37 protein-coding genes are annotated in these 25,242 nt (G+C 73.0%); 17 read left to right on the top strand and 20 right to left on the bottom strand.

Annotated features, from left to right (window positions below; translation table 11 throughout):
- Window positions 1-45: 45 nt before the first annotated feature.
- Window positions 46-600, bottom strand: coding sequence for an NADPH-dependent FMN reductase (ssuE, locus tag ACFVUH_RS33810; protein WP_355373272.1), 555 nt, complete (start codon window positions 598-600; stop codon window positions 46-48).
- 179 nt (window positions 601-779) lie between these two features.
- A complete protein-coding gene (locus ACFVUH_RS33805; protein ID WP_376098469.1) occupies window positions 780-857 on the bottom strand; it encodes a putative leader peptide in 78 nt (25 codons plus the stop codon).
- Window positions 858-1,094: 237 nt separating this feature from the next.
- On the opposite strand from ACFVUH_RS33805, the gene ACFVUH_RS33800 reads away from it, so the two are divergent.
- Window positions 1,095-2,468 (top strand): LCP family protein, encoded by a 1,374-nt coding sequence (locus ACFVUH_RS33800; protein WP_387917304.1) that lies wholly within the window; start codon window positions 1,095-1,097, stop codon window positions 2,466-2,468.
- A 50-nt stretch (window positions 2,469-2,518) separates the two neighbouring features.
- A complete protein-coding gene (locus ACFVUH_RS33795; RefSeq protein ID WP_355373277.1) occupies window positions 2,519-2,980 on the top strand; it encodes a hypothetical protein in 462 nt (153 codons plus the stop codon).
- Here ACFVUH_RS33795 and ACFVUH_RS33790 read toward each other — a convergent pair.
- Entirely contained in the window at window positions 2,977-3,396 is a 420-nt protein-coding gene (locus ACFVUH_RS33790) for a nuclear transport factor 2 family protein (protein ID WP_355373280.1), read from the bottom strand. The two genes, ACFVUH_RS33795 and ACFVUH_RS33790, sit on opposite strands and share 4 nt — an antisense overlap.
- Complete coding sequence (locus ACFVUH_RS33785; RefSeq protein ID WP_387917335.1) at window positions 3,393-4,604, bottom strand: MFS transporter; 1,212 nt, start codon at window positions 4,602-4,604, stop codon at window positions 3,393-3,395. Before ACFVUH_RS33785 ends, ACFVUH_RS33790 begins: the two co-directional genes overlap by 4 nt.
- Before the next feature lie 193 nt (window positions 4,605-4,797).
- Here ACFVUH_RS33785 and ACFVUH_RS33780 point away from each other — a divergent pair, with 193 nt between their 5' ends.
- Complete coding sequence (locus ACFVUH_RS33780) at window positions 4,798-5,424, top strand: TetR family transcriptional regulator (RefSeq protein ID WP_387917302.1); 627 nt, start codon at window positions 4,798-4,800, stop codon at window positions 5,422-5,424.
- 75 nt (window positions 5,425-5,499) lie between these two features.
- Here ACFVUH_RS33780 and ACFVUH_RS33775 read toward each other — a convergent pair whose 3' ends face one another.
- Window positions 5,500-6,135, bottom strand: coding sequence for a hypothetical protein (locus ACFVUH_RS33775; protein ID WP_387917301.1), 636 nt, complete (start codon window positions 6,133-6,135; stop codon window positions 5,500-5,502).
- A gap of 275 nt (window positions 6,136-6,410) precedes the next feature.
- On the opposite strand from ACFVUH_RS33775, the gene ACFVUH_RS33770 reads away from it, so the two are divergent.
- On the top strand, window positions 6,411-6,944 hold the full coding sequence (locus ACFVUH_RS33770; protein WP_355373290.1) for an NUDIX hydrolase: 534 nt from the start codon (window positions 6,411-6,413) through the stop codon (window positions 6,942-6,944).
- A gap of 67 nt (window positions 6,945-7,011) precedes the next feature.
- On the opposite strand, the gene ACFVUH_RS33765 is transcribed toward ACFVUH_RS33770, so the two are convergent.
- Both ACFVUH_RS33765 and ACFVUH_RS33760 read right to left on the bottom strand, forming a co-directional pair.
- On the bottom strand, window positions 7,012-7,548 hold the full coding sequence (locus ACFVUH_RS33765) for a hypothetical protein (RefSeq protein WP_387917299.1): 537 nt from the start codon (window positions 7,546-7,548) through the stop codon (window positions 7,012-7,014).
- 100 nt (window positions 7,549-7,648) lie between these two features.
- Window positions 7,649-7,945 carry a hypothetical protein gene (locus ACFVUH_RS33760; protein WP_355373296.1) on the bottom strand — a complete coding sequence of 99 codons (297 nt, stop codon included), beginning with the start codon at window positions 7,943-7,945 and terminating at the stop codon, window positions 7,649-7,651.
- Between the two features lie 239 nt (window positions 7,946-8,184).
- Between ACFVUH_RS33760 and ACFVUH_RS33755 the strand changes: the two genes are divergently transcribed.
- The 4 genes from ACFVUH_RS33755 (at window position 8,185) to ACFVUH_RS33740 (ending at window position 11,078) form a co-directional block, all read left to right on the top strand.
- The gene (locus ACFVUH_RS33755) at window positions 8,185-8,592 is read left to right on the top strand and encodes a VOC family protein (protein WP_387917297.1); all 408 of its coding nucleotides are present in this window, start codon (window positions 8,185-8,187) and stop codon (window positions 8,590-8,592) included.
- A gap of 180 nt (window positions 8,593-8,772) precedes the next feature.
- Window positions 8,773-10,122, top strand: a complete 1,350-nt coding sequence (locus tag ACFVUH_RS33750; RefSeq protein WP_387917296.1) for a sensor histidine kinase — start codon at window positions 8,773-8,775, stop codon at window positions 10,120-10,122.
- Window positions 10,086-10,736 carry a LuxR C-terminal-related transcriptional regulator gene (locus ACFVUH_RS33745; protein WP_387917294.1) on the top strand — a complete coding sequence of 217 codons (651 nt, stop codon included), beginning with the start codon at window positions 10,086-10,088 and terminating at the stop codon, window positions 10,734-10,736. Before ACFVUH_RS33750 ends, ACFVUH_RS33745 begins: the two co-directional genes overlap by 37 nt.
- Before the next feature lie 33 nt (window positions 10,737-10,769).
- Window positions 10,770-11,078 carry a TetR/AcrR family transcriptional regulator C-terminal domain-containing protein gene (locus ACFVUH_RS33740; protein ID WP_387917334.1) on the top strand — a complete coding sequence of 103 codons (309 nt, stop codon included), beginning with the start codon at window positions 10,770-10,772 and terminating at the stop codon, window positions 11,076-11,078.
- Between the two features lie 19 nt (window positions 11,079-11,097).
- Here the strand turns inward: ACFVUH_RS33740 and ACFVUH_RS33735 are convergent, their stop codons facing one another.
- The 7 genes from ACFVUH_RS33735 to ACFVUH_RS33705 all read right to left on the bottom strand — a co-directional run bounded on the left by ACFVUH_RS33735 (window position 11,098) and on the right by ACFVUH_RS33705 (window position 13,667).
- Window positions 11,098-11,574, bottom strand: a complete 477-nt coding sequence (locus ACFVUH_RS33735) for a barstar family protein (RefSeq protein WP_355373303.1) — start codon at window positions 11,572-11,574, stop codon at window positions 11,098-11,100.
- Window positions 11,564-11,992, bottom strand: coding sequence for a ribonuclease domain-containing protein (locus ACFVUH_RS33730; RefSeq protein WP_387917292.1), 429 nt, complete (start codon window positions 11,990-11,992; stop codon window positions 11,564-11,566). The genes ACFVUH_RS33735 and ACFVUH_RS33730 overlap by 11 nt, the downstream gene beginning before the upstream one ends.
- A gap of 127 nt (window positions 11,993-12,119) precedes the next feature.
- The gene (locus tag ACFVUH_RS33725) at window positions 12,120-12,461 is read right to left on the bottom strand and encodes a GNAT family N-acetyltransferase (protein ID WP_387917291.1); all 342 of its coding nucleotides are present in this window, start codon (window positions 12,459-12,461) and stop codon (window positions 12,120-12,122) included.
- A gap of 3 nt (window positions 12,462-12,464) precedes the next feature.
- On the bottom strand, window positions 12,465-12,896 hold the full coding sequence (locus ACFVUH_RS33720; protein WP_387917289.1) for a VOC family protein: 432 nt from the start codon (window positions 12,894-12,896) through the stop codon (window positions 12,465-12,467).
- A 50-nt stretch (window positions 12,897-12,946) separates the two neighbouring features.
- Window positions 12,947-13,069, bottom strand: coding sequence for a hypothetical protein (locus ACFVUH_RS33715; RefSeq protein ID WP_387917287.1), 123 nt, complete (start codon window positions 13,067-13,069; stop codon window positions 12,947-12,949).
- Complete coding sequence (locus tag ACFVUH_RS33710) at window positions 13,066-13,302, bottom strand: hypothetical protein (protein WP_355373317.1); 237 nt, start codon at window positions 13,300-13,302, stop codon at window positions 13,066-13,068. Before ACFVUH_RS33710 ends, ACFVUH_RS33715 begins: the two co-directional genes overlap by 4 nt.
- A complete protein-coding gene (locus tag ACFVUH_RS33705) occupies window positions 13,299-13,667 on the bottom strand; it encodes an ATP-binding protein (RefSeq protein WP_387917285.1) in 369 nt (122 codons plus the stop codon). Before ACFVUH_RS33705 ends, ACFVUH_RS33710 begins: the two co-directional genes overlap by 4 nt.
- A gap of 293 nt (window positions 13,668-13,960) precedes the next feature.
- Here ACFVUH_RS33705 and ACFVUH_RS33700 point away from each other — a divergent pair, with 293 nt between their 5' ends.
- From ACFVUH_RS33700 to ACFVUH_RS33690, 3 genes are all read left to right on the top strand, one after another.
- A complete protein-coding gene (locus ACFVUH_RS33700) occupies window positions 13,961-14,824 on the top strand; it encodes a helix-turn-helix domain-containing protein (protein WP_387917283.1) in 864 nt (287 codons plus the stop codon).
- A complete protein-coding gene (locus tag ACFVUH_RS33695; protein ID WP_355373326.1) occupies window positions 14,817-15,014 on the top strand; it encodes a DUF397 domain-containing protein in 198 nt (65 codons plus the stop codon). The genes ACFVUH_RS33700 and ACFVUH_RS33695 overlap by 8 nt, the downstream gene beginning before the upstream one ends.
- 207 nt (window positions 15,015-15,221) lie before the next feature.
- Window positions 15,222-15,746, top strand: a complete 525-nt coding sequence (locus tag ACFVUH_RS33690) for a peptidylprolyl isomerase (protein ID WP_355373329.1) — start codon at window positions 15,222-15,224, stop codon at window positions 15,744-15,746.
- A 271-nt stretch (window positions 15,747-16,017) separates the two neighbouring features.
- Here the strand turns inward: ACFVUH_RS33690 and ACFVUH_RS33685 are convergent, their stop codons facing one another.
- The gene (locus tag ACFVUH_RS33685) at window positions 16,018-16,512 is read right to left on the bottom strand and encodes a DUF4188 domain-containing protein (protein WP_387917282.1); all 495 of its coding nucleotides are present in this window, start codon (window positions 16,510-16,512) and stop codon (window positions 16,018-16,020) included.
- Window positions 16,513-16,613: 101 nt separating this feature from the next.
- On the opposite strand from ACFVUH_RS33685, the gene ACFVUH_RS33680 reads away from it, so the two are divergent.
- Complete coding sequence (locus ACFVUH_RS33680) at window positions 16,614-17,276, top strand: MerR family transcriptional regulator (RefSeq protein WP_387917281.1); 663 nt, start codon at window positions 16,614-16,616, stop codon at window positions 17,274-17,276.
- A 242-nt stretch (window positions 17,277-17,518) separates the two neighbouring features.
- A complete protein-coding gene (locus tag ACFVUH_RS33675) occupies window positions 17,519-17,644 on the top strand; it encodes a hypothetical protein (protein ID WP_387917279.1) in 126 nt (41 codons plus the stop codon).
- Between the two features lie 108 nt (window positions 17,645-17,752).
- Here ACFVUH_RS33675 and ACFVUH_RS33670 read toward each other — a convergent pair whose 3' ends face one another.
- Window positions 17,753-18,247 carry a peptidylprolyl isomerase gene (locus ACFVUH_RS33670; protein ID WP_355373338.1) on the bottom strand — a complete coding sequence of 165 codons (495 nt, stop codon included), beginning with the start codon at window positions 18,245-18,247 and terminating at the stop codon, window positions 17,753-17,755.
- A 124-nt stretch (window positions 18,248-18,371) separates the two neighbouring features.
- Here ACFVUH_RS33670 and ACFVUH_RS33665 point away from each other — a divergent pair, with 124 nt between their 5' ends.
- Complete coding sequence (locus tag ACFVUH_RS33665; protein ID WP_387917277.1) at window positions 18,372-20,204, top strand: regulator; 1,833 nt, start codon at window positions 18,372-18,374, stop codon at window positions 20,202-20,204.
- A 3-nt stretch (window positions 20,205-20,207) separates the two neighbouring features.
- On the opposite strand, the gene ACFVUH_RS33660 is transcribed toward ACFVUH_RS33665, so the two are convergent.
- A complete protein-coding gene (locus ACFVUH_RS33660; protein ID WP_387917276.1) occupies window positions 20,208-20,861 on the bottom strand; it encodes a class I SAM-dependent DNA methyltransferase in 654 nt (217 codons plus the stop codon).
- 64 nt (window positions 20,862-20,925) lie between these two features.
- Between ACFVUH_RS33660 and ACFVUH_RS33655 the strand changes: the two genes are divergently transcribed.
- From ACFVUH_RS33655 to ACFVUH_RS33645, 3 genes are all read left to right on the top strand, one after another.
- Window positions 20,926-21,519: an NAD(P)H-dependent oxidoreductase gene (locus ACFVUH_RS33655; protein WP_387917274.1), complete on the top strand. Its 594-nt coding sequence runs from the start codon at window positions 20,926-20,928 to the stop codon at window positions 21,517-21,519.
- 192 nt (window positions 21,520-21,711) lie between these two features.
- Window positions 21,712-22,200 carry a hypothetical protein gene (locus ACFVUH_RS33650; RefSeq protein WP_387917272.1) on the top strand — a complete coding sequence of 163 codons (489 nt, stop codon included), beginning with the start codon at window positions 21,712-21,714 and terminating at the stop codon, window positions 22,198-22,200.
- Window positions 22,201-22,432: 232 nt separating this feature from the next.
- Complete coding sequence (locus ACFVUH_RS33645) at window positions 22,433-23,056, top strand: hypothetical protein (RefSeq protein WP_387917271.1); 624 nt, start codon at window positions 22,433-22,435, stop codon at window positions 23,054-23,056.
- 68 nt (window positions 23,057-23,124) lie between these two features.
- Here the strand turns inward: ACFVUH_RS33645 and ACFVUH_RS33640 are convergent, their stop codons facing one another.
- The 3 genes from ACFVUH_RS33640 to ACFVUH_RS33630 all read right to left on the bottom strand — a co-directional run.
- Window positions 23,125-23,622: a GNAT family N-acetyltransferase gene (locus ACFVUH_RS33640; RefSeq protein WP_387917269.1), complete on the bottom strand. Its 498-nt coding sequence runs from the start codon at window positions 23,620-23,622 to the stop codon at window positions 23,125-23,127.
- A 43-nt stretch (window positions 23,623-23,665) separates the two neighbouring features.
- On the bottom strand, window positions 23,666-24,913 hold the full coding sequence (locus ACFVUH_RS33635; RefSeq protein WP_355373356.1) for a beta-ketoacyl-[acyl-carrier-protein] synthase family protein: 1,248 nt from the start codon (window positions 24,911-24,913) through the stop codon (window positions 23,666-23,668).
- Between the two features lie 238 nt (window positions 24,914-25,151).
- On the bottom strand, window positions 25,152-25,242 hold a 91-nt coding region (locus ACFVUH_RS33630), incomplete at its 5' end, for an acyl-CoA dehydrogenase family protein (RefSeq protein ID WP_355372531.1).

Here is a 25,242-nt window from a genome sequence, read left to right as displayed (position 1 = left end):
GGGCCTGGGGGTGCGGGGGCCGGCGCGCCGGGCGCCGGCCGGGCGTCAGGAGGCCAGGGCCGGGGCCGCCCGGCGCTCCAGGGCCGCCGCGAACCCGTCCACGACGGGGCGCAGCAGCACGTCGGTCTCGCGCTCGATCACGGTGGCGCCGTCCTCCCGGACGGTGATGTGACGGTCCAGCACGAACCAGCCCTGGGTGATGTGGTCGGCCCCCATCGAGCTGAGCACCGGCCGCAGCGCGTAGTCCACCGCCAGCACGTGCGCGGTGGAGCCGCCGGTGGCGAGCGGCAGCACGGCCTTGTCGCGCAGCGCGTACTGCGGCAGCACGTCCAGCAGCGCCTTGAGCAGGCCCGAGTAGGCGGCCTTGTAGACGGGGGTGCCGATCACCACGCCGTCGGCGGCGGCGAAGAGCTCCAGGGCCGCCGCCAGCTCGGGGTGCGACAGGTCGGCGGAGAGCAGCGCGTGCGCGGGCAGGCTGCGCACCTCGAAGGGGACGACGCGGTGGCCGCGCTCCTCCAGCCGCGCGTCGACGAGGCGCAGCAGTCGGGTGGTGCGGGAGGTCGGGGACGGGGAGCCGGAGACGGACAGGACGGTGGCCATGGGGTTCACCTCGGGGAGGAAGCGGGGCGGCGCTTCAACGGCGCGGGGCACTCACCGGGCGCGGGGCGCGTCGGCCGGACGGACGGCGGCCGGCGGGGCGACGGGCAGCGGTGAGCGCGCTGCGCGGGCAGCGTCGGGAAGGGAGGAGGAGGACGGTGGTGGGGTTCGACGGGCGAGCGTCAGCCACAACAGAGCGAACAGGACACACGCAGAAGGTCGACGTGCCGCCGACGCGTGAGGGTCCATCGCTGATCCATGGCAGTCATGCAAACACGCACCGTTCCGGGCGGTCAAGGATCGTCCCGTCAGACGAACACCAGGTGAGACGGATGGTGAGACGGGGGCGCGGGGAACCTGGTCCGGCGGGCGCCGGGAACACGCCCGCCGGCACCTTGCCGCGGAACGATCCGGTGCGTGCATCAAAACTGCTACAAGGGCCCTGGTGGGGGCCCCGGGGGGAGTCACCGGTCCCGGCGTCGGGCATCCTCTCCCACATGAACACGTGGCAGGAGGGCCGCCCGGGCGGCGGCGGGAACCCGTACGGCGGCGGCAACGGTGGCGGTGGCCCGGCGTACGGGCAGGGCGGCGGCGCCGAGCGGCCGCTGCCCGCCTCGCTGAACCCGCGCGGGCCGGGCGCCCCGGCGCCCCGGCAGCCCCAGCCGCAGCCCCAGCCGCCCCAGCAGGCGCGACAGCCGCAGGCGCCCGGGTACGGTCCTCCGCAGGGCCACGGCCCGGGGCCGGGGCGGCCCGGGCAGCCGGGCCCGGCCGGGGCGCGGCCGGGGGTCCCGGGCCAGGGCGTCCCGGGCGGCCCCGGCGGTCCGGGGACGCCCGGCGGTCCGATACCCCCCGGCGGGCCGCAGGCGCCCGCCGCCCGCCCGTCGCGCTGGCCCCGGCGCCGGATCGTCAAGTGGTCGGTCTTCGGCGTGCTGATCGCCCTGATGCTGACCGCCGTCTCCACCTGGTTCTGGGCGGACTCCAAGCTCAACCACGAGGACGTGCTCGGCGACTACCCCGGCCGGCCGGCCGCGGGCAAGGGCACCAACTGGCTGATCGTCGGCTCCGACAGCCGCAACGGCCTCTCCGACTCCCAGGAGGAGGACCTGCACACCGGCCACGCGGGCGGCAAGCGCAGCGACTCGATGATGATCCTGCACATCGGGGACAACGGGAACACCCTGATGAGCATCCCGCGCGACTCCTGGGTGCCGATCCCCGAGCACCCCGGCGAGAACGGCAAGTCCGTCAAGTCGACCACCGCGAAGATCAACTCGGCGTTCGCGGCGGGCGGCGGCAAGCTGCTCGCGCAGACCGTCGAGACGAACACCGGCATCCGCATCGACCACTACGCCGAGATCGGCTTCGCCGGCTTCGTGGGAATCGTCGACTCGGTCGGCGGCGTGGACATGTGCATCGAGCAGGACGTCAAGGACAAGGACTCCGGCCTCGACCTCAAGGCCGGCTGCCAGAGCCTCAACGGCACCCAGGCGCTCGCCTTCGTCCGCCAGCGCCACCAGATGGCCGACCAGGACCTCGGCCGGATGCGCAACCAGCAGAAGTTCCTCGGCGCGCTGGCCAAGCAGGCCGCCTCGCCGGCCACCGTGCTCAACCCGTTCACCTTCTACCCGCTGGTCTCCTCCGGCCTCGGCACGCTGATCGTCGACGACGACGCCGGGCTGACCGACCTGGGCTCGCTGTTCCTCGCCATGAAGGACGTCAACGGCGGCAGCGGCAGGAGCATCACGGTGCCGATCGCCAACCCGGACTTCAAGACCAACACCGGGGAGTCGGCGGTGAAGTGGGACACCGCGAAGGCCAAGCAGGTCTTCGACGCCTTCCGCAACGACACCGCCGTGCCGGACGTGAAGTAGCCGCCGCCGACACGCGCGACCGGGCGTGACGGTCCGGCCACAATGGGTGGATGCCACTCGTCACCGCGCTGATCTACCGCCGCCGCCACCGCCTCCTGGGCCGCCTGGTCCAGGAGGCGCTCGCGTTCTACGGGATGGAGGTGCCGGCCGCGGTCGAGATCGGGCCGGGCCTCGTCGTGTTCCACCGGGGCTTCGGGACCGTGCTGCACCCGTACACCACGCTCGGCGCCGGGGTGACGCTGTACAACGGGGTGACCGTCGGACGGGCCGACCCGTGGGTGCCGCAGGAGGAGAGCGCGATGCGGCGGGTGGTGGTGGAGGACGGCGCGGTGCTGTGCGCGGGCGCCAAGGTGGTGTGCAAGGAGGGTGTGCTGACCGTCGGCGCGGGCACCGTCGTGGGTGCCAACGCCGTGCTGACCCGCTCGACCGGGCCGGGCGAGATCTGGGCCGGCGTCCCCGCCCGCAGGGTGGGCCTGCGGGCGGGGTGGCCGGCGGGGGCCGCGACGGCCTAGGCGGCGGGCCGGGGGTCGGCGAGCTGGGGGTCGGCGAGCTGGGCGCGGAAGACTGCGCTGTTGAAGTAGGCCCTGGCCTCGCGGATGAGACCCTCGTCGTCGAGTTCGTAGACGTTGATGCCGGACCAGTTGACCGGGCGGCCGTCCCGGGCGACCGCCGCGCCGCTCCACGCCACCGCGACGCTGCGGCCGACGGTGTGCGCCTCGCGCGGGGTGAGGCCGAGGAACGGGTCGAAGCCGGGGAGGACGGAGGCGATGAACGCGCGGATCGCCTCCCGCCCGACGATCGGCTCGCTGCCGACCGGGTCGTGGAACACGCCGTCGGCGCTGAAGGTGTCCGCCCAGGCGTCGGCGTCGCCCTGCTGGGAGGCGTGGAAGAACCGGAGCACGGCGGGGGGCATGGCGGGGAAGGTCATGACGGGTTTCCTCTCGGACGGGCGGGACTCGCGGGCAGGGCGGGACTCGCGGACGGGACGGAGGGGCGGCGGGCGGGGAGCAGGGCGCGCACCAGGGCGAGGGCCGCACCGGCCGCCGTCAGCCCGCAGACGCCCGCCCAGCCGACGGCGTCGTACGCCCTGACGCCGAGCCAGGAACCCGCGCTGCCGCCGAGGAAGGAGCAGGTCATGTACGCCGTGTTGAGCCGGCTGTGGATCTCCGGCGGCAGGGCGAACAGGCGGGCCTGATTGGCGACCTGGTTGGCCTGGACGGCGGCGTCGAGCAGCAGCAGTCCGAGCGCCAGCCCGGCCACGCCCACCGGGCCGCCCGCCGAGCCCGCCATGAGCACGGCCGCCGCCGGCAGGGCGGCGAGCAGGCAGCAGAGGTTCACCCGGTCCGCGCCGTACCGGTCGGCCCGGCGCCCCGCGGCCGGGGCGCAGAACACGGAGGCCGCGCCCAGCAGCGCGAGCACGCCGACGGCCTGCGGGCCGTAGCCGTAGCGCGGACCGGTGACGAGCAGCGCGAGGCTGGTCCACACGGCGCTGAAGCCGCCGAACAGGCAGGCCTGGTAGAACGCGGAGCGGCGCAGTCCCGGTTCGGTGCGCAGCAGGCGGACGGTGTCGGCGAGCAGCCGGCGGTAGCCCGGACGGTCGCGGGCGGGCGCGGGCGGCTCCCCCGGCAGGGCGGCCCGGAGGGCGACGGCGAGCAGGACGGCGAGCCCGGCCGCGACCAGGTAGGGGCCGCGCCAGCCGAGGGCGCCGCCGAGCAGCCCCCCGAAGGTGCGGGCGAGCAGCACCCCGGCGATCAGCCCCGCCTGCAGGACGCCGACCACGGCGCCGCGGCGCGCGCCGTCGACGAGTCCGGCGGCCATCGGGACCAGCAGTTGCGGCACCACGGTGGCCGCGCCGACCACCGCGCTCGCGGCGACCAGCGGTCCGAGCGCCGGGGCGAGTCCGGCGGCGAGCAGGCCGGCCGCGGTCACCGCGAGCAGCACGCTCAGCAGGGGCCGGCGGGGCAGCCGGTCGCCGAGCGGCACGAGCAGGAAGATGCCGGCCGCGTAACCGAGTTGGGCCGCGGTGGCGATGGTGGTGGCGGCGCCGGGCGGCACGTCGAGGCCGTCGGCGATCAGCGGGGTGAGCGCCTGCGGGAAGTACACGTTGGCGACGGCGACGCCGCAGGCGAGCGCCATGACGAGCGGGGTGCCGCGGCGCGGGGGCGGCGTCGGCGGGGCGGAGCGGTTCACGGTTGCCGTCCTGGGTCGAGGAGCGGAGCACGCATCCGAACGAACCAGTTGGTTCGTTTTTGGCTCGACAGGATGCTAGGAGCGAGGATCTCTCGACGTCAAGCGAACCGTCCGGTTCAGTCGCCGCTACGATGACGCCATGGCGTACGACGCGAAGGCCACCCAGCAGCGCATCCTCGGCGCGGCGACCGACGAGTTCGCCCGGTACGGCGTCGCCGGCGCGCGGGTGGACCGGATCGCCACCGCCGCGCAGGCCAACAAGCGGGCGATCTACGACTACTTCGGCGACAAGGACGGGCTGTTCGCGGCCGTCCTGGAGCAGTTGATGGCCGACCTCGCCGAGGCGGTGCCGCCCGCCCCGGCCACGGGCGAGGGCGCGACGGCCACGGGAGACGGCGCGGCCGGCACCGGGAGCCCGGCCGCCGACCTGGGCGCGTACGCCGAGCGGCTGTTCGACTACCACCGCGCCCACCCGCAGGCGCTGCGTCTGCTGATGTGGGAGGCGCTGCAACTGGGCGAGGAGTCCGTCCCCGGCGAGGAGCGGCGCACCCGGCACTACGACGACAAGGTCCGCGCCGCCGCCGCGGCCACCGGCCGCGACGAGGAGGAGGCGCGCACCCTGCTGTTCCTCACCATGGGCCTGGTCGGCTGGAGCCTGGCGATGCCGCAGGTGCGGCGGATGGTCCTCGGCGAGGATGCCGCCCCGGAGCACCTGCGCGGCGCGGTCGCCGACGCCGTCCGCCGCCTCACGGGCCGGGACGGTTAGGGCCTCTCTTCCGGATCACGACGCCCGCCCGGCGTGATCCGGAAGAGAGGCCCTGGACCGACCGTCGCGCAGGGCTCAGTGGGCGACCACGCCCGGGAGGTGGCCGGTGGCGCACTCCGCGTAGCGGTGGACGGGCTCGCCCGGCCAGCCGGCGCCCTCGCCCACGACACCCTCCCGCTCGCCCGCGAAGCCGTGGTGGATCACCTGGCCGCCGCGCCCGTCCGTCCAGCAGGCACGGGTCAGATGGACGACGAGGGTGGCCGGATGCTGCGGCAGGGGGCGCTCCAGGACGAGTTCGCGCAGCCCCGCCCCCGGCGGGAAGGCCACCACGGCCTCGCTGGTCCGCAGCCGTGCCCGGCGCGGCTCGAACTCCACCGCCCAGTACGCCGACACCGTGACCTCGAGCCGCCCGTCGAGGCCGCCGTCGCCCGGCCGGACGTACTCCTCGTCGGGGACCCAGCGCGCGTGGTTGCGGATGTCGTCCGGGCCGAACCATTCGGCCCAGGTGACCCAGTAGCCCGCGACGCGCTTGATCGTCATGTCCTCGCGGGCGATCCGGACCGGGATGCGGGTCAGGCTGGCGGGCTCGCTCAGCAGCAGGACGCGGCCGTCCCTGTCGACCCGGAGGTCCCCCTGCGGCTCGAAGGAGAGGACGGTCACCTGCTCGAAGGTCACCTCGCCGTCGTCCTTACGTCGACTGGTCTGCCTCATGAGTGAACCACCTTGCCAGGGAACGGAGTTGAGCGACCCACGGCCACCTCCGCGGCGGGCCGGACGCGTCTCGCGCAGCATACGGTGCACGGTCGGTCGCGGCGCGTGATTCCGGCGAATCCCCGCAGGGCAGGGGGCGTGCGGCTATCCTGCGCCTGCACATGCCGCCGCGCGCGCCCCCTGGCCACACCCGCACGCCGGGAAGGCGCCCGCGCGACGGTGTGCCGGACGGCGGTTCACGCCGGCCGCGCGCCCCACGGAAGGAGTTCACCCCGATGGGCGACGCACACTGGCGGGAGCTCCGCCGGGAGCCGATCCACAGCGCCTACGGCCGCGGCGCCGACCGGGTGACCTTCGAGATGCCCGACGGCCGGGAGGAGGTCTTCCACCTCGCCAACGAGTACGCGGCAGCGGCCGTCGTCGCCCTGACGCCGGACCACCGCATCGTACTGACCGCACAGTTCCGGCCCGGCCCGCAGACCGTGCTGTACGAACTGCCGGGCGGCGTGGTGGAGGCGGGCGAGTCGCCCGAGGAGGCCGCCGCCCGCGAACTCGCCGAGGAGACCGGCTACCGGGGCGAGGTCGCCCTCGTCACCACCACCTGGCACGACGCCTACTCCAACGGCGTGCGCCACGCCTGCGTCGCCACCGACTGCACCCCCACCGCCCGCCTCGCGCACGACCGCAACGAGTTCATCGAGGTGGTGCTGATGGACCTCGCGGAGTTCCGCGACACCGTGCTGCGCCGCGGCCGGCTCTCCGACGTCGGCCCGGCCTACCTGGGCCTGGACCACCTCGGACTGCTGTAGAGCCGCGGGGCGGGGGAAGCGCCCGCAGGAGGCCCGAGCACCGCCCCCGGGCCGACGGCCGGCCCGTTCAGTCGCGCGGTGCGGCGAACTCGCGGAGGTAGGCGCCGGCGTAGGCGGCCGCCTCCTCGCGGCTGGTGCACGGGGCGGCGCCGGGAGCGGGGGTGCCGCGGGAGCCGTCGGCGGCCTGCGCGATCCAGGTCCAGTGGCCGGTGGCCGGGTCCTGGGTCAGTTCGGCCTCGCCGTCGAAGAGTTCGAGGAGGACGGGGGCCACGCCGGCGGACGACGGGCGGGGGACGGCGTCGGGCCACTTCTTGCGGGCGCCCTGGCGGGTGATGCCCCAGGCGGCGCCCAGCTGCTCGTAGCTCGCGCCGTACGAGCCGGCGGTGCCGGCCGCGACCGCCGTCAGCCGCTTGACCTCGGCGTCGACCAGCTTCCAGCCGGCGAGCACGGTGAGCGCGACGTCGGCCGGGTCGCCGTCCCACATGCGGTGCTCCGGCTGTCCCGTCGCCCGGGCGCGGAGGGCCGAGGCGAGCGGGTCGAGGGCGCCCAGGAGGGCGGTGGCGAGGGCGGTCTGCTCGTCGGGGGTGATCTCGGGAGTCGACATGCGACAACCATAGTTAACGACTCTGGTTTTGGTAACTGCAGTTGTCGAATTGGTCGGCGCAGGAAGTCGGACGGGCCGACTTCCTGCGCGGCGGCGGGCATCAGCGGACGTAGACGCTCCGGCCCGCGATCGGGGCGTAGGTGTCGCCGGGGGCGAGCACGTGCTCGATCTGCCCCGTGCAGCCCGAACCCGTCCAGACCTGGACGCCCGAGTCGGTCAGGTTGGTCACCGTCGGACGGACGAAGTCGCCCAGCTGGAGGCACCCGCTCGGGTCCTGGTGCGCGGAACCGTCGATGATCAGCACCCCGTGGGCCGCGTACGCGGTGTTCGGGACCGCGACGGCCAGGGCGGCCGCCGCCAACCAGGCCCCGAGAACGGTGACGGTGCGTCGCTTCATGCGTCCACTCCCCTTCGGCCGGAGCGGGACCGCCCCGTTGCGGCCCCGCCGGTGCGGTTCAAGGTAGTGAGGTGATGACGCGCGGCGGCGGAACGACGGGCGCGGCGACACGGACAGGGAGTGGGAAGTCGGACGGGCCGACTTCCTGCGCGCCGCCGGCTGTCACACCGGGGCGCCGGGATCCGCCAGGGAGGCAGCGGCGCCGGTCCGGCACCGCTCCACCGAGGGAAGGCAACACCGTGCTCACCAGGGTCATGTACGTCACGGTCTACGTCACCGACCAGGACCGCGCGCTGCGGTTCTACACCGAGCAGTTGGGGCTGGAGAAGCGCATCGACCACCCCGGCCCCGAGGGGCGCTTCCTGACCGTCGGCGCCCCCGGCCACCCGTTCGAGATCATCCTCTGGCCCCACGCCGCGGCCGCGGGCCAGCCGGTCGGACGGGAGGAGGCGACCGCGCCCGGTCCGATCATCCTGGAATCGGACGACCTGCGGAAGGACTTCGAGATCTGGCGCGAGCGCGGAGTCGTGTTCGACACGGCCGAGCCGCAGGACTACGCGTTCGGCATCCGCGTCGAGGCGGCCGACCCGGACGGCAACCGGATCTCGCTGCGCCAGCAGAACCGGGTGGACGCCGCCGACGGCTGACCGCGGCACCGGGGGTGAAGGGCCTTGCACCGCGACGGCGCAAGGCCCTTGGTGTACCCAGGTCCCGGAAAGAGTGTCCCGAGGTCCAGTGATCGGGGAGCGGCCCTGCGGCAGTCTTGGATCCGCAAAGGCAGCACACGAAGAAGCCGGCCGCGAGGCCGGCACGAGGGGGGAACGGTCGTGAGCAACGACAACACCGTGGCGGGGAACGGGAAGCGGGACACCGGGCGGGGCCCGCTGCGCCTGCTCCGCCCGCTGCTCGACGCCTTACGGGCCACGGTGCACAGCGCGGCGCTGGCCGCCTTCGTGGTGCCGCAGATGGCCCTGCTCATCGCGGCCTCCTTCGCCGGCGGCCTGATGGGCCTCGGCGTGGGCATCCTGCTGGTGCCGCCGATCGCCCTGGCGGTCCGCCGGCTCGCCGGACTGCGGCGCACCCTGGCCGCCCGCTGGTCCGGCACCGAGATCCGCGAGCCCTACCTGCCGCAGCCGGAGGCCGAACCGGGCTTCCGGGGCCTCTGGGTGCGCTCCCGGGCGGTCCTGATCGACCCGGCCACCTGGCGGGACCTGATCTGGCTGCTCGTCGACCCCGCCGTCGGCTTCACCCTACTGCTGCTCCCACTGACCGTCATCGGCTACGGCGTCCTCGGCCTGCTGGAGCCCTGGGTCCGGGAGACCCTCGCGGCCCACGGCGGCGACAACATGTACCTGTGGGTGCACCTGACGGACGCCGGCAGCGCCCGGACCGCCGCCCTGCTCGGGCTGCCGGTCCTGCTGGCCGGCCTGGCGCTCGCCCCCGCCGCGCTGCGCGCCCACACCGCGCTCGCCAAGGCGCTGCTCGGCCCGACCGCCCACGCCGAGGCACTGGCCGCCCGCCGCAAGGTCGCCCACCTCACCGAGACCCGGCGCGACGCGCTGAACGCCCAGGCCGCCGAACTGCGGCGGATCGAACGGGACCTGCACGACGGCGCGCAGGCCCGGCTGGTGGCCATGGGCATGAACCTGGGCGTCGCCGAGCGGCTGGTCGAACGCGACCCGCAGGCCGCCAAGCAGCTGCTGGCCGAGACCCGCCAGGCCTCCGCGACCGCCCTCGGCGAACTGCGCGACCTGGTCCGCGGCATCCACCCGCCGGTCCTGGCGGACCGCGGACTCGTCGACGCGGTACGGGCGTTGGCCATGAACAGTCCGCTGGACGTGACCGTCTCCGCCGAGCTGCCGGGCCGACCCGAGGCCCCGGTCGAGTCCGCCGTCTACTTCGGCATCTCGGAGGCGCTGACCAACGCCGCCAAGCACTCCGGGGCCGCCCGCGTCGACGTCCAACTCTGGTACGCGGACGGCCTACTGAAAGCCCAGGTCACCGACGACGGGACAGGCGGCGCCGACCCCTCGCGCGGCACCGGACTGCGCGGCCTGGAGCGCCGGCTTGCTACCTTCGACGGACTCCTGGCCGTCCGCAGCCCGCACGGCGGCCCCACCACCCTGACCATGGAGCTGCCGTGCGCGTTGTCCTCGCCGAGGACCTCTTCCTCCTGAGGGACGGCCTGGTCCGGATGCTGCAGGCCTACGACTTCGAGGTCGTGGCCGCCGTGGACACCGGACCGGACCTCCTGCAGGCGCTGCTCACCGAACACCCCGACGTGGCCGTGGTCGACGTGCGGCTGCCCCCGACGTTCACCGACGAGGGCCTGCGGGCCGCGATGGAGGCGCGACGGCACCTGCCCGGACTGCCGGTGCTGGTGCTCTCCCAGTACGTCGAGCAGCTCTACGCCAAGGAGTTGCTCGCCGACGGACACGGCGCGATCGGCTACCTGCTGAAGGACCGGGTGTTCGACCCCGACCAGTTCGTGGAGACGGTCCACCGGGTGGTGGCGGGCGGCACCGCGCTCGACCCGCAGGTGATCGCCACGCTGGTCGACAGCACCGGCCGCAGGAAGCCGCTGGACCGGCTGACGCCCCGGGAGCGCGAGGTGCTGCAGCTGATGGCGGAGGGGCGCTCCAACGCCGCGATCGCCGAGCGCATGGTGATCACCGAGCGGGCGGTGAAGAAGCACACCACCAACATCTTCCTCAAGCTCGACCTGCCGCCCTCGGAGGAGGACCACCGCCGGGTGCTGGCGGTGCTGGCCTTCCTGGAGGTCGCCTCCTAGGGCCGGGGGCGGCGGGGCGCGCTACGCCGCGGCCTGCTGCGGGTCTGCCACGACGAGGACGCGCGCGCTGTCCACCGGCCGGCGGGCGCCGAGGCCGCACGGTTCCCGGACCTGCCGGCGAGCGCCCGGGAGCGGACGGCCCTGCGGCTGCGCTCCGCCCTCGCCGACCGCCTGGCCCGCCTGGTCCTCACCGGGCGCCTGCGCGCGTGCGACCCGGAGACCGCCGCCGAGCACTTCCTCGCCCTGCTCACGGGCCCGCTGGAGTACCGCCCCGACGCCGACCCGGAGGCCGTCGCGGAGGCCGCGGTGGAGGTGTTCCTCCGCGCCTACGGTTCCGGCTGACTCCGCCCCCGGCGCGCGGTCAGATGGCGCGGCCGGCGGAACGGAGTCGGAGTTCGGTGAGGGCGGCGCGGGGCGGGGTGGTGGCGAAGAGGACGCGGAGGGGTGAGCCGGTGCTGAGGGTGGTGGCCGCCGCCGCGTCCAGGATGGCCAGCAGCGTGGAGAGTTGGGCGGGCGGCTCGTCGGCGAGGAGGGCGTCGGCGGCCGTGACGAGGACGAGGAGGTGGGTGGTGGTCCCGGCGCCGGGCGGGTGGAGGATGTCGTGCAGGCACTCCTCGAAGGCGTCCCAGTTGCGGCCGAAGTAGCTGGGGAAGGCCAGGGATTCGGCCCACTCGGTGAACAGGGCGGCCCTGGTGCGGCAGTGGTCGCCGCGGACGAGGCGGAGCCGGTGGGTGCCGATGGCGAACCCGGCCCAGGGCCGGCCGGGCAGGAGGTCCCACCGGGCCGGGCCGAGGGGCGCGTCGGGCGTATCGGCCGCGTCGGGCGTGTCAGCAGCCATCGGAGATCTCGCGGAAGTTGGCGTAGTGGTCGGCGGTGTACCAGGCATCGCCTGTGGTGGCGTCGCGGACCAGGCGCTCGGCGTCACGGCGGGTGGTGGGCGTCGGGCGGGGGTTGACGTCGTACTCGCGGTAGGTGCCGCCGGACGGGAGGTCGCCGCTGCGGTTGCGGTACGGGTTGCTGCCGCGGACGTACTGCGGGCCGGGGAGGCGGAAGTCGACCGGCTGGGGGTTGCCGGGCCAGCCGAGGGCGCGCCAGGTGTCGCAGGCCCGGGCGACCTGGGACGGGAAGTCCTCGACGGGGAGCGGGGGTTGGACGATCGCCCGGGCGGTGGGGACCGCCCAGGCGGGGGCGGCGGGAAGGACGGGGCAGGCGAGAGCGAGGACCAGGGCGGCCTGGGCCGGACGGCGGAGGGTCATGGGTACCCGTTTCGGTGCGAGGGCGGTTGCATCGAAGGGGTACCGCGCGGGGGTTGGCCGGACGGGCGGGCGCGCCGGGGCCGGGCACGCCGCTCACCCGTCCGGGTGGTGTGGCGGCGAGCGGGCGTCAGCCGGAGAGGGTGAGGACGACCTCGTCGATCTCCTCGCCGCGAGCGTTCGCGAAGCCGTGCTCACGGCGGGTCACCACGAAGAATCCGCGGGTGACCTCGCGCTCCTCGGACGGACCGAACACGCCGACGTGGCCGAGGACTTCCCCGTCCACGCCGACGACGGTGCGCACGAGGACGGCCGGATCGCGGCGGAGCCGCTCCCCGTGCGCGTCGAACCACGCGCGGTCCGAGGGGTCCTCGGCGGTGAACGCCGCCAGGCGGATCCCCTCGGGGTCGCTCGTCTGGGCGAAGAGGGCGGGCAGGTCGCCGTCCCGCACTTCGCGCAGGGTGATGTCCATGGGTCAGTCGAGACAGAACTCGTTGCCCGCGATGTCCTGCATCACGATGCAGGACTCGTTCTCGCCGTCGGCCTCCATGACGTACAGGCAGACCGCGCCGAGCGCCACCAGCCGGTCGCGTTCGGCCTTGAGGGTGGCCAGCCGCTCCTCCCCCACGAGTCCGGTGCCGGCGCGGACGTCGAGGTGCAGCCGGTTCTTGACGACCTTGCCCTCGGGAACGCGCTGGAAGAGCACGCGCGGGCCCTCGCCGGCGGGGTCGGTGCAGGCGAAGTACTGGGGCTCCTTGTCGGGCGACTCCGAGCGGTCGAAGTCGTCCCAGGTGGCGAACCCGTCCGGGGGTGAGGCGACGTATCCCAGCACCTCGCACCAGAAGCGGGCCAGGCGCGTGGGTTCCGCGCAGTCGAAGGTGACCTGGAACTTCTTGACCGATGGCATCCGGCGAGCGTAGCAAGCGGAACTCGCCCGTTCGATCGGATTTTCGGGGGTCAGTCGGGCTGGTCGTCGTCGATGTGGTGGTGGACCTTGAGGGCGGTGATGACGCCGGTGATCACGGTGGTGAGGGCGAGGGCGAGGAGGGCGGCGAAGGCCGCGCCGATGAGGAAGTTCACGGGGTCCTGATCCCCTCGCGGAGGAGGGTGAGGAGGTTGAGGAGGGTGGCGACGGAGGTGTCGCCGAAGTCGACGAGGAGGCGGCCGTCGATGGTGGTGCCGTTGACGGCGGCGGAGCCCCACTGGATGCCGAACGGCTTGCCGCGCTCGTGGAGTTCGCGGAGGAGGTAGGTGACTTCGAGGTCGGTGTAGGTGCGCAGGGTCGGGTCGCCGGGGGTGAGGGGGGCGTTCACGCGGCGGCGTCCAGCTCGAACCAGGTGACCTTGCCGGTCTTGGTGGGGGTGGCGCCGAAGCGGTGGGTGAGGGCGCGGACGAGGTGGAGGCCGCGCCCGGAGAGGGAGTAGGGGTCGGCGGGGGTGGCGGGGGGTTCGGGGAGGGTGGGGCTGTCGTCGCACACGGAGACGCGGAGGGTGCGGGGGCGGAGGACGACGATGACGCGGGGGGCCTGGCAGCCGGCGTGCCGCCAGGCGTTGACGTAGAGCTCGTGGAGGGCGAGCTCGGCGTCGGCGATGGCGTCGGGGTGCCAGTGGGAGGCGAGGAGGGCGGAGCGCAGCTCGTCGCGGGCGGCGGACCAGTCGGGCGGGTTGAGGGCACACATAGGAGACCTCCGTGGGGTGGTGGTGAGGGAGTTGGGGAGGTGTCGCCGTGAGCCAGGCCGGTGCGGTTGCTCTTCGGCGCCCGGGCAGCAGGTACCTACTGCCGGAGAAATAGGCATTTCTGACGACTCGTCTGGTCGATCGTGAGACGACCATAGCGCACGGTCACTAAAAATTTAGTGCCGAAGCCCAAAGTTCCCCCTTGAGAGGGGCCTGCGTCCGGAGCTTCGCTTCCGGTTGGACCCTCCAGTGGCCCGCGCGGCACACTGGCCACACTCGACGCCGAAAGGACACCATGCCCGGTCGCAGCAACCCGACTCTTCGCCAGCGACGGCTCGGCGCAGAGCTACGCAAGATGCGCGAGCAGGCCGGCCTCGGCGGCACCGAGCTGGGGAGACTCCTCGGCGCGAGCCCGTCGGTAGTGACGCAGATGGAAAGCGCGAAGATCGGCGTGAGCGCCGAGCGCGTGCGCTCGTTCGCCGCAGTCTGCAAGTGCACCAACCAGGCCCTCGTCGACGCACTCGTCGAGATGGCCATCGAGCGCGGCAAGGGCTGGTGGGAGGAATATCAGGGAGTCCTACCGACAGACTTCCTGGAGATCGCAGAGATGGAGGCCCATGCCCACAAGCTCTATACGTGGGCGACCACCTACATCCCGGGGCTGCAGCAGACCGGGACCTACGCTTCGGCGGTCTTCTCTCGCATTTCCCCGCCGCTGCCCCGCCACGACATCGATGTCAGGACCGCGTTCCGCGTGCAACGTCAGCGCGTGGTCCGGGGCCGCCGGACACCGTATGTCTCATTCATCCACGAGGCCGCACTGCGGATGCAGTTCGGAGGCCCGAGGGTACTCGCCGACCAACTCGCAGCCCTGATTGAAGCTTCCGAACAGCCCAGCATGTCCGTGCGGGTGGTGCCTTTCGACATGGATACCTTCCCGGGCGCCGGCGAGAACATCATGTACGCCGAAGGCCAGGTTCCGGAGCTGGACACCCTGCAGATGGACAGCGCACAGGGCGTCCTCTTCTTCCACTCACAGGCGGATCTGGCGAACCAGCGTGCGACATTCGCCGGGCTGGACTCCACGGCTCTTTCCGAGGATGCCTCACGAGACTTCATCCGGAACATCGCAAGTGAGCTGAAGGGCAAGTATGAGTAAGTCTGCATGGCAGAAGTCCAGCTACAGCGGCGCGTCAAACGAGTGCGTCGAAGTACGCACTGCGAACAGCCTGATCGAACTACGTGAGTCCGACAGCGGAGAGATCGTCATCCGCACCGCGCCTCGCAAGTTCGTTGAGTTCCTCCAGAGCGTCAAGAGCGGCGAGTTCGACCACCACGCCGAACACTAGGCCTGACCTGAACCCCCGTGTGGCTCCTCGCCCGACCGGCGAGGAGCCACACGGGATTCATCACTACATCTTTAGGCGAATTGCACTCAAGGGTACCGGAACGGCGAGTCGAGGGGCCCGGTTCGGCGCTCACGAACGGGTGAATATGGGCCCTCGTGACAGGATCGGGCGGGTCCGGCCGCTCGATCGAAAGGTCCTCCCCACCCCATGGGCTCGCAGCACTACGCCGTCATCAAAACCAACCACGGCTCCATCACCGCCAAGCTCTTCCAGTTCCACACCCCTCGCACCGTGCGCAACTTCGTCGAACTGGCGGAAGGCTCCCGGGAGTGGACCGACCCCTCGACCAACTCCCCCACCACCGCCCCGCTCTACAACGGGACGACCTTCCACCGCGTCATCCCCAACTTCATGATCCAGGGCGGCGACCCCCTCGGTGACGGCACCGGCGGCCCCGGCTACGCCTTCCCCGACGAGTTCCACCCCGAGCTCTTCTTCACCAAGCCCTACCTCCTCGCCATGGCCAACGCGGGCCCGAACACCAACGGCTCCCAGTTCTTCATCACCACCCGCGCCACCCCGCACCTCAACCGCAAGCACACCATCTTCGGCGAGGTCACCGACCCCGACAGCCAGAAGGTCGTCGATTCCATCGCCGCCACCCCGACCGGTCCCGGCGACCGCCCGCTCGAACCCGTCGTCATCGAGTCGATCACCATCGAAATCCGCTGACGCCCCACCCGGAGTAGGAAGTCGGCCCCGCCGACTTCCTACTCCGCCCCACCCCCGAACACCACCCGCAACACCTCGCGCGCCAGCGCCTCCACGTCCACCTCGCCCCGGCTCTCCGGCAGCGCGCCGTTCAAGATTCGGATCTCGGCCTGGCCCGATGGTGGGCCGGCGTCTCCGGCAGGACTCGGCGTCGTGGCGCGTTCTGACGTGACGGATACCGCATGGCCCCGCGGCTGCCACCGGGCCGTTGCCACGGCGGTGCGGGACCGCTTCACGGCGCCGCCGGACGCCCCATTCGCTCACGGGCCGTTTCGCCGCGCCGCGCCACCGGGACCGTGCCCGTCGCCTCGGCCAGGCCGTACGGCGGCATGTCGATGTATATCGCCTCATGGGAGCCGGCCGGCACCACGAAGGTCTCGTGCCAGATGCCGACGTTCCCCGCACCTTCGCGAGCCAGGCGGTTGAAGGCCGCCCAGGCCGGCCGGTGCTCCTGGTCCTGATCGGCGGCATAGGCGAGCAGCTTCTCCGGAGACTCCCAGTACTGGACCAACTCGAGCACCCGAGGCAGGCCCAGCCGCATCCGGTAGCCGAGCAGCCCGCTGTGCGGATCCTCGGCGAGTTCCTTGAGCATGCGCGGCATCGCGGCCGAGGCCGGCCACCAACTGCGCAGCGCGCGGAACCGGTTGATTCGCATACCGATGTGGAACACCACCACTGAACCCTCGTGATCGGCGGTGGTCCGGCCCCGGATCAGTGTTGCTGCCATGACGAAGTGCCTCCTCGGCGAGCCGTGTTCGGCCACGCTTGATGGGTAGCTGAACTATCCTTGTAGGATATTTGCACTATCTTTACGAAGGGCGCAAGTGGATGCGACTCGCGGAACTGAGTGAACGCAGCGGGCTCCCGACCGCGACGATCAAGTACTACCTGAGGGAGCAACTCCTGCCGCCCGGCGTGCTGGTGAGCGCCAAACAGGCCGACTACGGCGAGGAACACCTGCGTCGGCTGCGGCTGGTGCGGGCGCTGATCCAGATCGGCCGGATGCCGATCGCCACGGCCCGCGAGGTCCTGACCGCCATCGACGACGAGAGCCTCGACCAGAACGACCGCCTCGGCATGGCCGTCGGCGCACTGCCCCCCGGCCCGACCCAGCCCGACCAGGACGACCGGGCCACCGCCGCCGCGCGCCGCGAGGCCGACCTCCTGCTCGACTCGCTGGGCTGGACGAACTGCGAGGACGCCTCATCGGGGCCCTACCGCGCGCTCGTCACCGCGCTGGCCGCGCTGGCCGCACTCGGCTACCCGCACGACCTCGACCACCTGGTGCCGTACGCCCACCAGGCCACCCGGCTGGCAGCGCACGACCTGGACATGGTCCAGGAGTACGAGAGCCCGTCGGAGCAGATCGAGGCAGCCGTGGCCCTCACCGTGCTCTACGAGCCCATCCTGCTGAGCCTGCGCCGCCTCGCCCATGCGCGGGAGAGCACCCTGCGCCACGGAACCCGCACCACCGGCCGGTCGACCGCGTAAGCGGCGCCGGCCGTCACCCACTGCTCGGCCAAGGCCCACTCGGCATCCGTCACGCCAGAACGCGCCACGATCCCGGACTGCCAGAGACGCCGGCCCACCATCGGGCCAGGCCGAATCCGCACCTTGAACAGCTCCTGGCGCCGCCCGGCCGCCGCCGGGAGGGCTCTCAGCCGACGACCGCGAGCCGCGGCGGCACCCAGGTGCGGTGCCGGAGGATCGCCCGGATCGCGACCCGGGAGGGCGTGAGCCGCATCGCCGCGACCTGCATCGACGGGCTGGTCTTCGACCGGTTGGTGAGCGGCGGGGGGGTGCCGCGCGAGGCGCTCGAAGGGCTGGTCGCCGCTGCCCTGCGCCGCGGCGGAGCGTAGGAAGTCGGACCCGCCGACTTCCTGCTCCGGCGTGCTCCGCAAACGCGCGGACGCGGCCCGCCTTGGTGTGCGGGCCGCGTCCGAGTGCGGGCTTGAAGGGGCGAGCCCTTACTCCACGATGCCGGACTTGGCGATGGTGACCTTGGCCTTCGGGGCACCGCTCTGCGAACCGAGGTTCTCGATCTTCGTCACCAGGTCCATGCCGTCGACGACCTCGCCGAAGACGACGTGCTTGCCGTCCAGCCAGTTGGTCACGATGGTGGTGATGAAGAACTGCGAGCCGTTGGTGTTCTTGCCCGCGTTGGCCATGGAGAGCTGGCCCGGCTTGGTGTGCTTCAGCTGGAAGTTCTCGTCCTCGAACTTCTCGCCGTAGATGCTCTTGCCGCCGGTGCCGTTACCGCGGGTGAAGTCGCCACCCTGCAGCATGAACGCCGGGATGATGCGGTGGAAGGACGAGCCCTCGTAGCCGAAACCGTTCTGGCCGGTGGCCAGCTCACGGAAGTTGCGCGCGGTCTTCGGGACGATGTCGTCGAAGAGCGTGAAGACGATGCGGCCGGCCGGCTCGTCGTTGATGGTGATGTCGAAGAAAACGTTGGAACCCATGCAGGGATCATGGCATGCCGGACGTCCCGACGCGCGGCACCCCCCGGCGTCCGGTCACGCTCCGCCGACCGGTGATCAACGGAATCGGCCCCCCTCGGGACGGTGCGTGGGCCAGGATGGCGGCGTGAAGAACGGGGAGGACAGGGTCCGCAACGAGGTCAGCGGCAGCGACGTCGGCAAGGTGTTCCAGGCCGGAACCATGCACGTCGCCCTCGGGGCGGTCGGTGGTGGACCGGCGCCGACGGCGCTCGCGTCGCTGCCCGCGCCCCCGGTGGACCTGGTGGGGCGCGGCGAGGTGTCGGAGGCGCTCCTGGCGCTGCTCGCGCCCTCGGCGGGGGACGGCGGGCCGGTACTGGTGTCCGCCGTGGCGGGGCTGGCGGGTGTCGGGAAGACGGCGCTCGCACTGTACGCGGCGCACGAGGCCGTGCGACGCGGCTGGTTCCCGGGCGGGGTGCTGTACGTGCCGCTGCGCGGCTACCGGCCCGGGGTGGCGGTGAGCGGCGAGCAGGCGGTCGGCGCGCTGCTGCGGGCGCTCGGCGTCCGCGACCACGACGTGCCGCCGACGGCGGAGGAACAGGCCGGGCTGTACCGCTCCGAGCTGGCCCGGCGGGCGAGCGGGGACGGTGCGGTGCTGGTGCTCGCCGACGACGCCTCGGCGGTGGAGCAGGTCGCTCCGCTGGTACCGGCGGACTCCTGCCATCGGCTGCTGGTCACCTCGCGGGACAGCCTGCACTCCCCCGGCTTCCCGGCGCGGCTGCTGCCGCTCGGGGTGCTGGGGGCGGCGGAGGCCGGGGAACTGGTCGCGACGGCGCTGCGGCGGGCCCGGCCGGAGGACGGGCGGGCGGCGGCGGAGCCGGAGGCGCTGGCGGCGATCGCGGAGCACTGCGGGCACCTGCCGCTGGCGCTGCAGATCGCGGCGGCGCTGCTGGTGGACGACCCGGGGCTGCCGCTCGCCGATCTGGCGGAGGAGCTGGCGGACAGGGGGAACCGGCTGGACGCCCTGCGGCACGGGGACGGCGGCGGGATGTCGCTCGCGGTGGCGGGGGCGTTCGAGCTCTCGTACCGGCGACTGCCGGAGGAAACGGCCCGGGTCCTGCGGCTCACGACGGTGAACCCGGGGCCGGACGTGTCGACGGAGGCGGTCGCCGTGCTGGCCGAACTGGGGAAGGCGGAAGCACGGCGACACCTGGCGGCGCTGGCCCGCGCGAACCTGCTGGCGGAACAGCCGGTGGGGTCGGGGCGGTGGCGGGCGCACGACCTCGTGCGGCTGTTCGCGGCGCGGCTCGCGGAAGGGGACGGGGAGGAAGTACGCAGGGTCACGTGGGCTCGGCTACTGGCGTATTACGTGAACAACGGACACGCCGTCGTACCGCCCGGACCACGGTCGAACATGAGCCGGTCCGGCACGGACAGGTTCACCGACAAGGCAAGCGGCTTTGCCTGGCTGGTGGCCGAACGCGAGAATCTCAAGGCAGCAGTGATGTCCCGTACCGGCCGCGCCGAGAAGCGCCTGGAGCTGGCACGGATCCTGGTGATCCACGACAGCCTGAAGGCCTTCCTGGGGGTCCTCGTCGCGGTCAGGAAGGTCGCCAGAACCCACCCGTCCCTAGTCAATTGGAGCGCTCTCGGGAGTCTGTTGAAGGTCGCGGATCGCACACAGGTACTGATGCGGGGTGAGGAGTCCCTACCGCTCGCCAGCGATCACCGCGCCGAAGACGCGACCATCACCGGCCTCGGAATCCAGCTGGTCCAGGCGGGACGGTACGAGGAGGCTGCGGAAGTGGGCAGGGCTGCCCTGGCCCCCCGCCGTTCAACGAGTGGCCGGTTCGAGGTGGGTACCGGCTCGGTCCTCGTCGCATTCGCGTACGGATCCATGGGGCGCTTCGAGGAGGCCGCAGACGCCCTCGACCGGGCACTCGCCGTCTTCCAGGGAGCGGAAACGGGCGTGGACAGGTAGCCGCTACGCCGCCTTGTGGGCGAGCAGGTAGGCCTGCGGGGTCCGCTCGCCCTCCTCCGCTTCGCGGATGAGGCGGGTGGTGACCTTCAGGCCCGCCTCGGTGGCCAACCGCTCAATAGCGCCGGGCTGCCGGCGGCGGAAGTCGAGGGTGACCGGGTGACCGAAGGGGTCCTCGATACGCAGGGCGTCGTCGCCGACCTGGAAAGCGAGGACCAGCGGGGCTCCCGGGGCCAGGACGCGGTGGAACTCGGCGAAGACCCTCGGCAACTGCCCGGCCGGGGTGTGGATGATCGAGTACCAGGCCACGATGCCGGACAGCTCGCCGTCGGCATACGGCAGGTCCAGCAGCGAACCGACCTGGAAGGGGATCTCCGGGTGCGCCGCCCGGGCCAGTTCCACCATCCGCGGGGAGAGGTCGAGGCCGGTGACCTCCAGGCCGAGGGCGGCCAGGTGGCCGGTGATCCGGCCCGGGCCGCAGCCGAGTTCGGCGACGCGGCCTCCGCCGGCCGTCGTCACCAGCTCGGCGAAGGCGGCCAGCACGGCCCGGTCCCAGGTCGCGGTGGCCAGCGCGCCGCCGTAACGGTCGGCGTAGTCGGCGGCGACGGCGTCGTAGAACGTCCGGGCGGCGGCGAGGAATTCGGGCTCCGTGGTGGTCACGGCGGTCGACCCTACCGGGGTTAGGATCGGCCGATCGCGAGGGGCGGAAGGGGACACTGTGAAGATGCGGGTCGGGGTCTATCTGGCGCATCCGAAGCCGGGGAGCTTCAACCACGCGCTGTTCGAGGCCGTGGTGGACGAGTTGCGGGAACAGGGCGCCGAGGTCGTCGCGCACGACCTGTACGCCGAGGGGTTCTCGCCGCTGCTCGGCGCCGAGGACACGGAGACGGTGGCCGCGAGCGCGTCCGCCGAGGACGGGCAGCTCGCGCTGCACCGGGCCGAGGTGGCGACGCTGGACGCCCTCGTCCTCGTCCACCCCAACTGGTGGGGCATGCCGCCCGCCGTGCTCGCCGGGTGGGTGCAGCGGGTGATGGTGCCGGGCGTCGCGTACAAGCTGGGGTCGGCGGACGGGGAGCCCGTCGGGCTGCTGCGGGCCGGGCGGGCGCTGGTGCTGAACACCTCGGACACCCCGGAGGCCCGGGAGCGCGAGGAGTTCGGGGATCCGCTGGAGCGGATCTGGGCGGCGTGCGTGCTGCCCTACGTCGGTGTGACGGACGTTCGCAGGCGGGTGTTCCGCACGGTGACCGATTCCTCGGCCGGCGAGCGCGCGCAGTGGCTGCGCCAGGCGCGGCAGGAGGTGGCGGCGCTGATCGGCTGACGCGGACCGGAGGACGTGCGCGCGGGCGCGTAGACGGCGGCCGGCGGAATGATCGTCCCGAGCGGAGCACCGGGCTGACGGCTCGTCGTGCGTGCTAGAACCGTCGACGGCTGTGACCGCTCACCCGCGGACCACCGCCCCCTGCACCGTGCACCGTGCATCCACCGGCAACTCCTCGACCGAAGGAGAACCATGTCCGTCGCACGTACCTTCCGCACCGCACGATCCGGCCTGCTCGCGGCCTCGGCCGCGGTGACCCTGCTGCTCTCCGGCGCCGCCGCCACCGCGCCCGCCTCCGCCACCACCACGACGACCACCGGTCTGGACGGCACCTACGCCTGTTCCGTCCCGGCCGGCTACGTCTACGACGGGGTGTCCATGAACCGCGCCTGCAGCGGCGGCGGCAGCTGGAACACTCCGCAGTTCCACCTGCGCACGCCCGTCGACGGCCTCACCGCCTGTACCAGCGCGCCGGGCTTCACCTACGACTCCATCGGCCACAGCACCACGTGCAGCCAGTCGTCGGGCACCCTCGCCAGCACCTTCCACCTGCGGATTCCGGCCGTCGGCATGTGGGCGTGCAGCGTCCCGTCCGGCTGGACCTACAGCGCCACCGGCTCGGGCCTGGACTGCGCCGCCGTCCAGGGTGTGCCGGGCACCAGGTTCCTCCTGTCCCACTGACCGGGCTCGCCCCGTAGCCACGGACGGGCGGCGACGCCGATCGGCTGACATGAACCGGAGGAACCGCACGTGGGCGCGTAGACGGCGGCCGGCGGAATGATCGTCGGGGGCGGAGCACCGGGCTGACGGTCCGCCGTACGTGCTAGAACCGTCGGCGGCAGTGAACGCTCACCCGCGTCCGCCGCCGCCAGCACCGTGCACCCATCGGCACCTCCTCCACCGAAGGAGAACCATGTCCGTCGCACGAACCGCCCGTACCCTCCGGAGCGCCCTGCTCGCGGCCTTCGCCGCGCTGGCCCTGCTGCTCTCCGGCGCCGCCGCCACCGCGCCCGCCTCCGCCACCACGACCACCACGACCACCGCCACCGGCCTGGACGGCGTGTGGGCCTGTGACGTCCCGGCCGGCTACGTCTACGACCAGGTGTCCATGAACCGCAGCTGTAGCGGCGGCGGCAGCTGGAACTCGCCGCAGTTCCACCTGCGCACCCCCGTCGACGGGCTGACCGCGTGCATGAGCACGCCGGCCTTCGTCTACGACTCCATCTCCTGGGGCTACTCGTGCAGCCAGCAGTCCGGCGTGATCTCCAACGCCTACCACCTGCGCACCCCGTACGACGGTCTCACCGCGTGCGTGGGCACCCCGGCCTTCACCTATGACTTCACCGGCCGCAGCACCTCCTGCAGCCTGCTGTACGGGAGCAGCGTCCCGTCCACCACCTTCCACCTGCGCACGCCGGTGAACGGCATGTGGGCGTGCGACGTCCCGCGCGGCTGGACCTACAGCGCCACCACCTCGAACCTGGACTGCGCCACCGGCCCGAGCGTCCCGACCACCAAGTTCCTCCTGGTCCACTGAGGCCGAGCACGGCCCGCGGAACGGGCGGGCGACCCGGCACACGGCCGGGTCGCCCGCCCTCCTCCCGTTCAGCCCGGCGGCAGCTCCAGCTCCGCGACCTCCTGGTCCCCGCTGAACGCGCCCGTCGGCCGGAAGCCGAGGCGGGCGTAGAACCCCGCCGGACCGCCCTCCCCGGGTACGTAGGTGACGCAGACCCGGGTGCCGCCGCGGCGGCGGATCTCGGCGGCGACCTGCTCGACGGCGAAGCGGCCGTAGCCCCGGCCCTGGGTGTCGGCGGCGATGTTGAGGCGCCAGAGGCCGGAGCGCGGCTGATCGCCGGGCCGGAAGACGACGTCGAAGAAGGCCATCAGGAAGCCGACCAGTCGCTCGCCGTCGTAGACCAGCCTCGGCCAGGCGGTCTCCCCGTAGGCGTACGCCTCGGCGAGCGAGGTGGCCACCGGGGCGACCAGGTGCTCCTGGTCGGGGCGGACCTTCAGCTCCAGGGCGGCGTCGATGTTCTTCGGGGTGACCGGTTCGAGCCGCAGGGCGGGCTCCGGCGCCGATTCCGTCGGCGTGGGTGTGGACATGGCGGTCAGACTAGTGAGCGCCCGCCCGCCGGTCCCCCGGTTTTCACGGCGCCGGCGTGAACACCAGCGAGGCGTTGTGGCCGCCGAAGCCGAACGCGTTGGTGAGCGCCGCGCCGAGCGGGCCCCGGCGCGCGGCGCCCGCGACCACGTCCAGCTTGACCGCCGGGTCCTGCCGTTCCAGGTTGCGGGTGGGCGGGACGGCGCCGTCGCGCAGTGCGAGGACGGTCGCCAGCGCGCCCAGCGCGCCGGCCGCGCCGAAGAGGTGGCCGGTCATCGACTTGGTGGCGGTGACCAGCGGGTGGGCGCCGATCGCCGCGGTGACCGACTCGGCCTCGACCAGGTCGCCGAGCTGGGTGGAGGTGGCGTGGGCGTGGACGAGCGCGATGTCCAGCGGCGACAGCCCGGCCTCGGCGATCGCCCGGCGCATCGCGCGGACCTGGCCCTCGGCGGCGGCCGCGGTGATGTGGTGGGCGTCGGAGGTGACCGCCGCACCCGCCAGGGCGGCGTGGGCGCGGGCCCGGCGGGCGGCGGCGAAGCCGGCCCGTTCCAGGACGACGACGGCCGCGCCCTCGCCGATCACGAAACCGTCCCGGTCGACGTCGAAGGGGCGGGAGGCGCGGCCGGGCTCGTCGTTGCGCAGCGAGTGGGCCCTGGCCTGGGCGAAGCCGGCCAGCGGCAGCGGACAGACGCACGCCTCGGCGCCGCCCGCCACCACCACGTCGGCCCGGCCGAGGCGGATGAGGTCCAGGCCGAGCGCGATGGCCTCGGCACCGGACGCGCAGGCGCTCACCGGGGTGTGTGCGCCGGCCCGGGCGCCGAGTTCGATGGAGACCCAGGCGGCCGGGCCGTTGGCCATCAGCATCGGCACGGTGTGCGGGGAGACCTTCCGGACGCCGGACGCCTCCAGGACGTCGTCCTGGCCGAGCATGGTGAGCGCTCCGCCGGTGCCGGTGCCGATCACCACCGCCAGCCGTTCGCCGTCGACCTCGGGGGCGCCGGCGTCGGCCCAGGCCTCGCGGGCGGCGATCAGCGCGACCTGCTCGCAGCGGTCGAGCCGCCGTGCCTGGACGCGGTCGAGCACCTCGGACGGCTCGACCGCGAGCTGCCCGGCGATCCGGATCGGGAGCCCGGCCGCCCAGTCGGCCTCGATCGGCCGGATGCCGCCCTGGCCGGCCAGCATCGCGGACCAGGTGGAGGGGACGTCGCCGCCGAGCGGGGTGGTGGCCCCGAGGCCGGTGACCAGCACCGGTTCGAGCGCGTGGGCCGGGGTCCGATTGTTGTCAGTACCCATCGAAATACCTCCATGGCTTCTGTGGAGATTGTGAAACTGATACAACTCGCCCCGCCGGTGGACGCGGGGCGATTTCACCTCATCACCCACCCTGCCATGGCATTGAGGGCCGTTCAGGTGTGTCAGCGAGCCGATTCCACGAGCCGGGCCTTATAGGACCTCAACAATTCCAGCGGAACGCCAGGAGCCCCCGGCCGAGGAGGTCGGCCGGGGGCTCCGGTGTGTGCCGTGCGGGGGGTTACGGGAGGTTGCGGGCCATCACGATGCGCTGGATCTGGTTGGTGCCCTCGTAGATCTGCGTGATCTTCGCGTCCCGCATCATCCGCTCC

The sequence above is a fragment of the Kitasatospora sp. NPDC058032 genome, from assembly GCF_042885845.1.
In the GTDB taxonomy this organism is placed as follows: Bacteria; Actinomycetota; Actinomycetes; order Streptomycetales; family Streptomycetaceae; genus Kitasatospora.
Note: the sequence above shows the minus strand (reverse complement) of the source record. Positions and strands in the feature narration are given on the sequence as shown.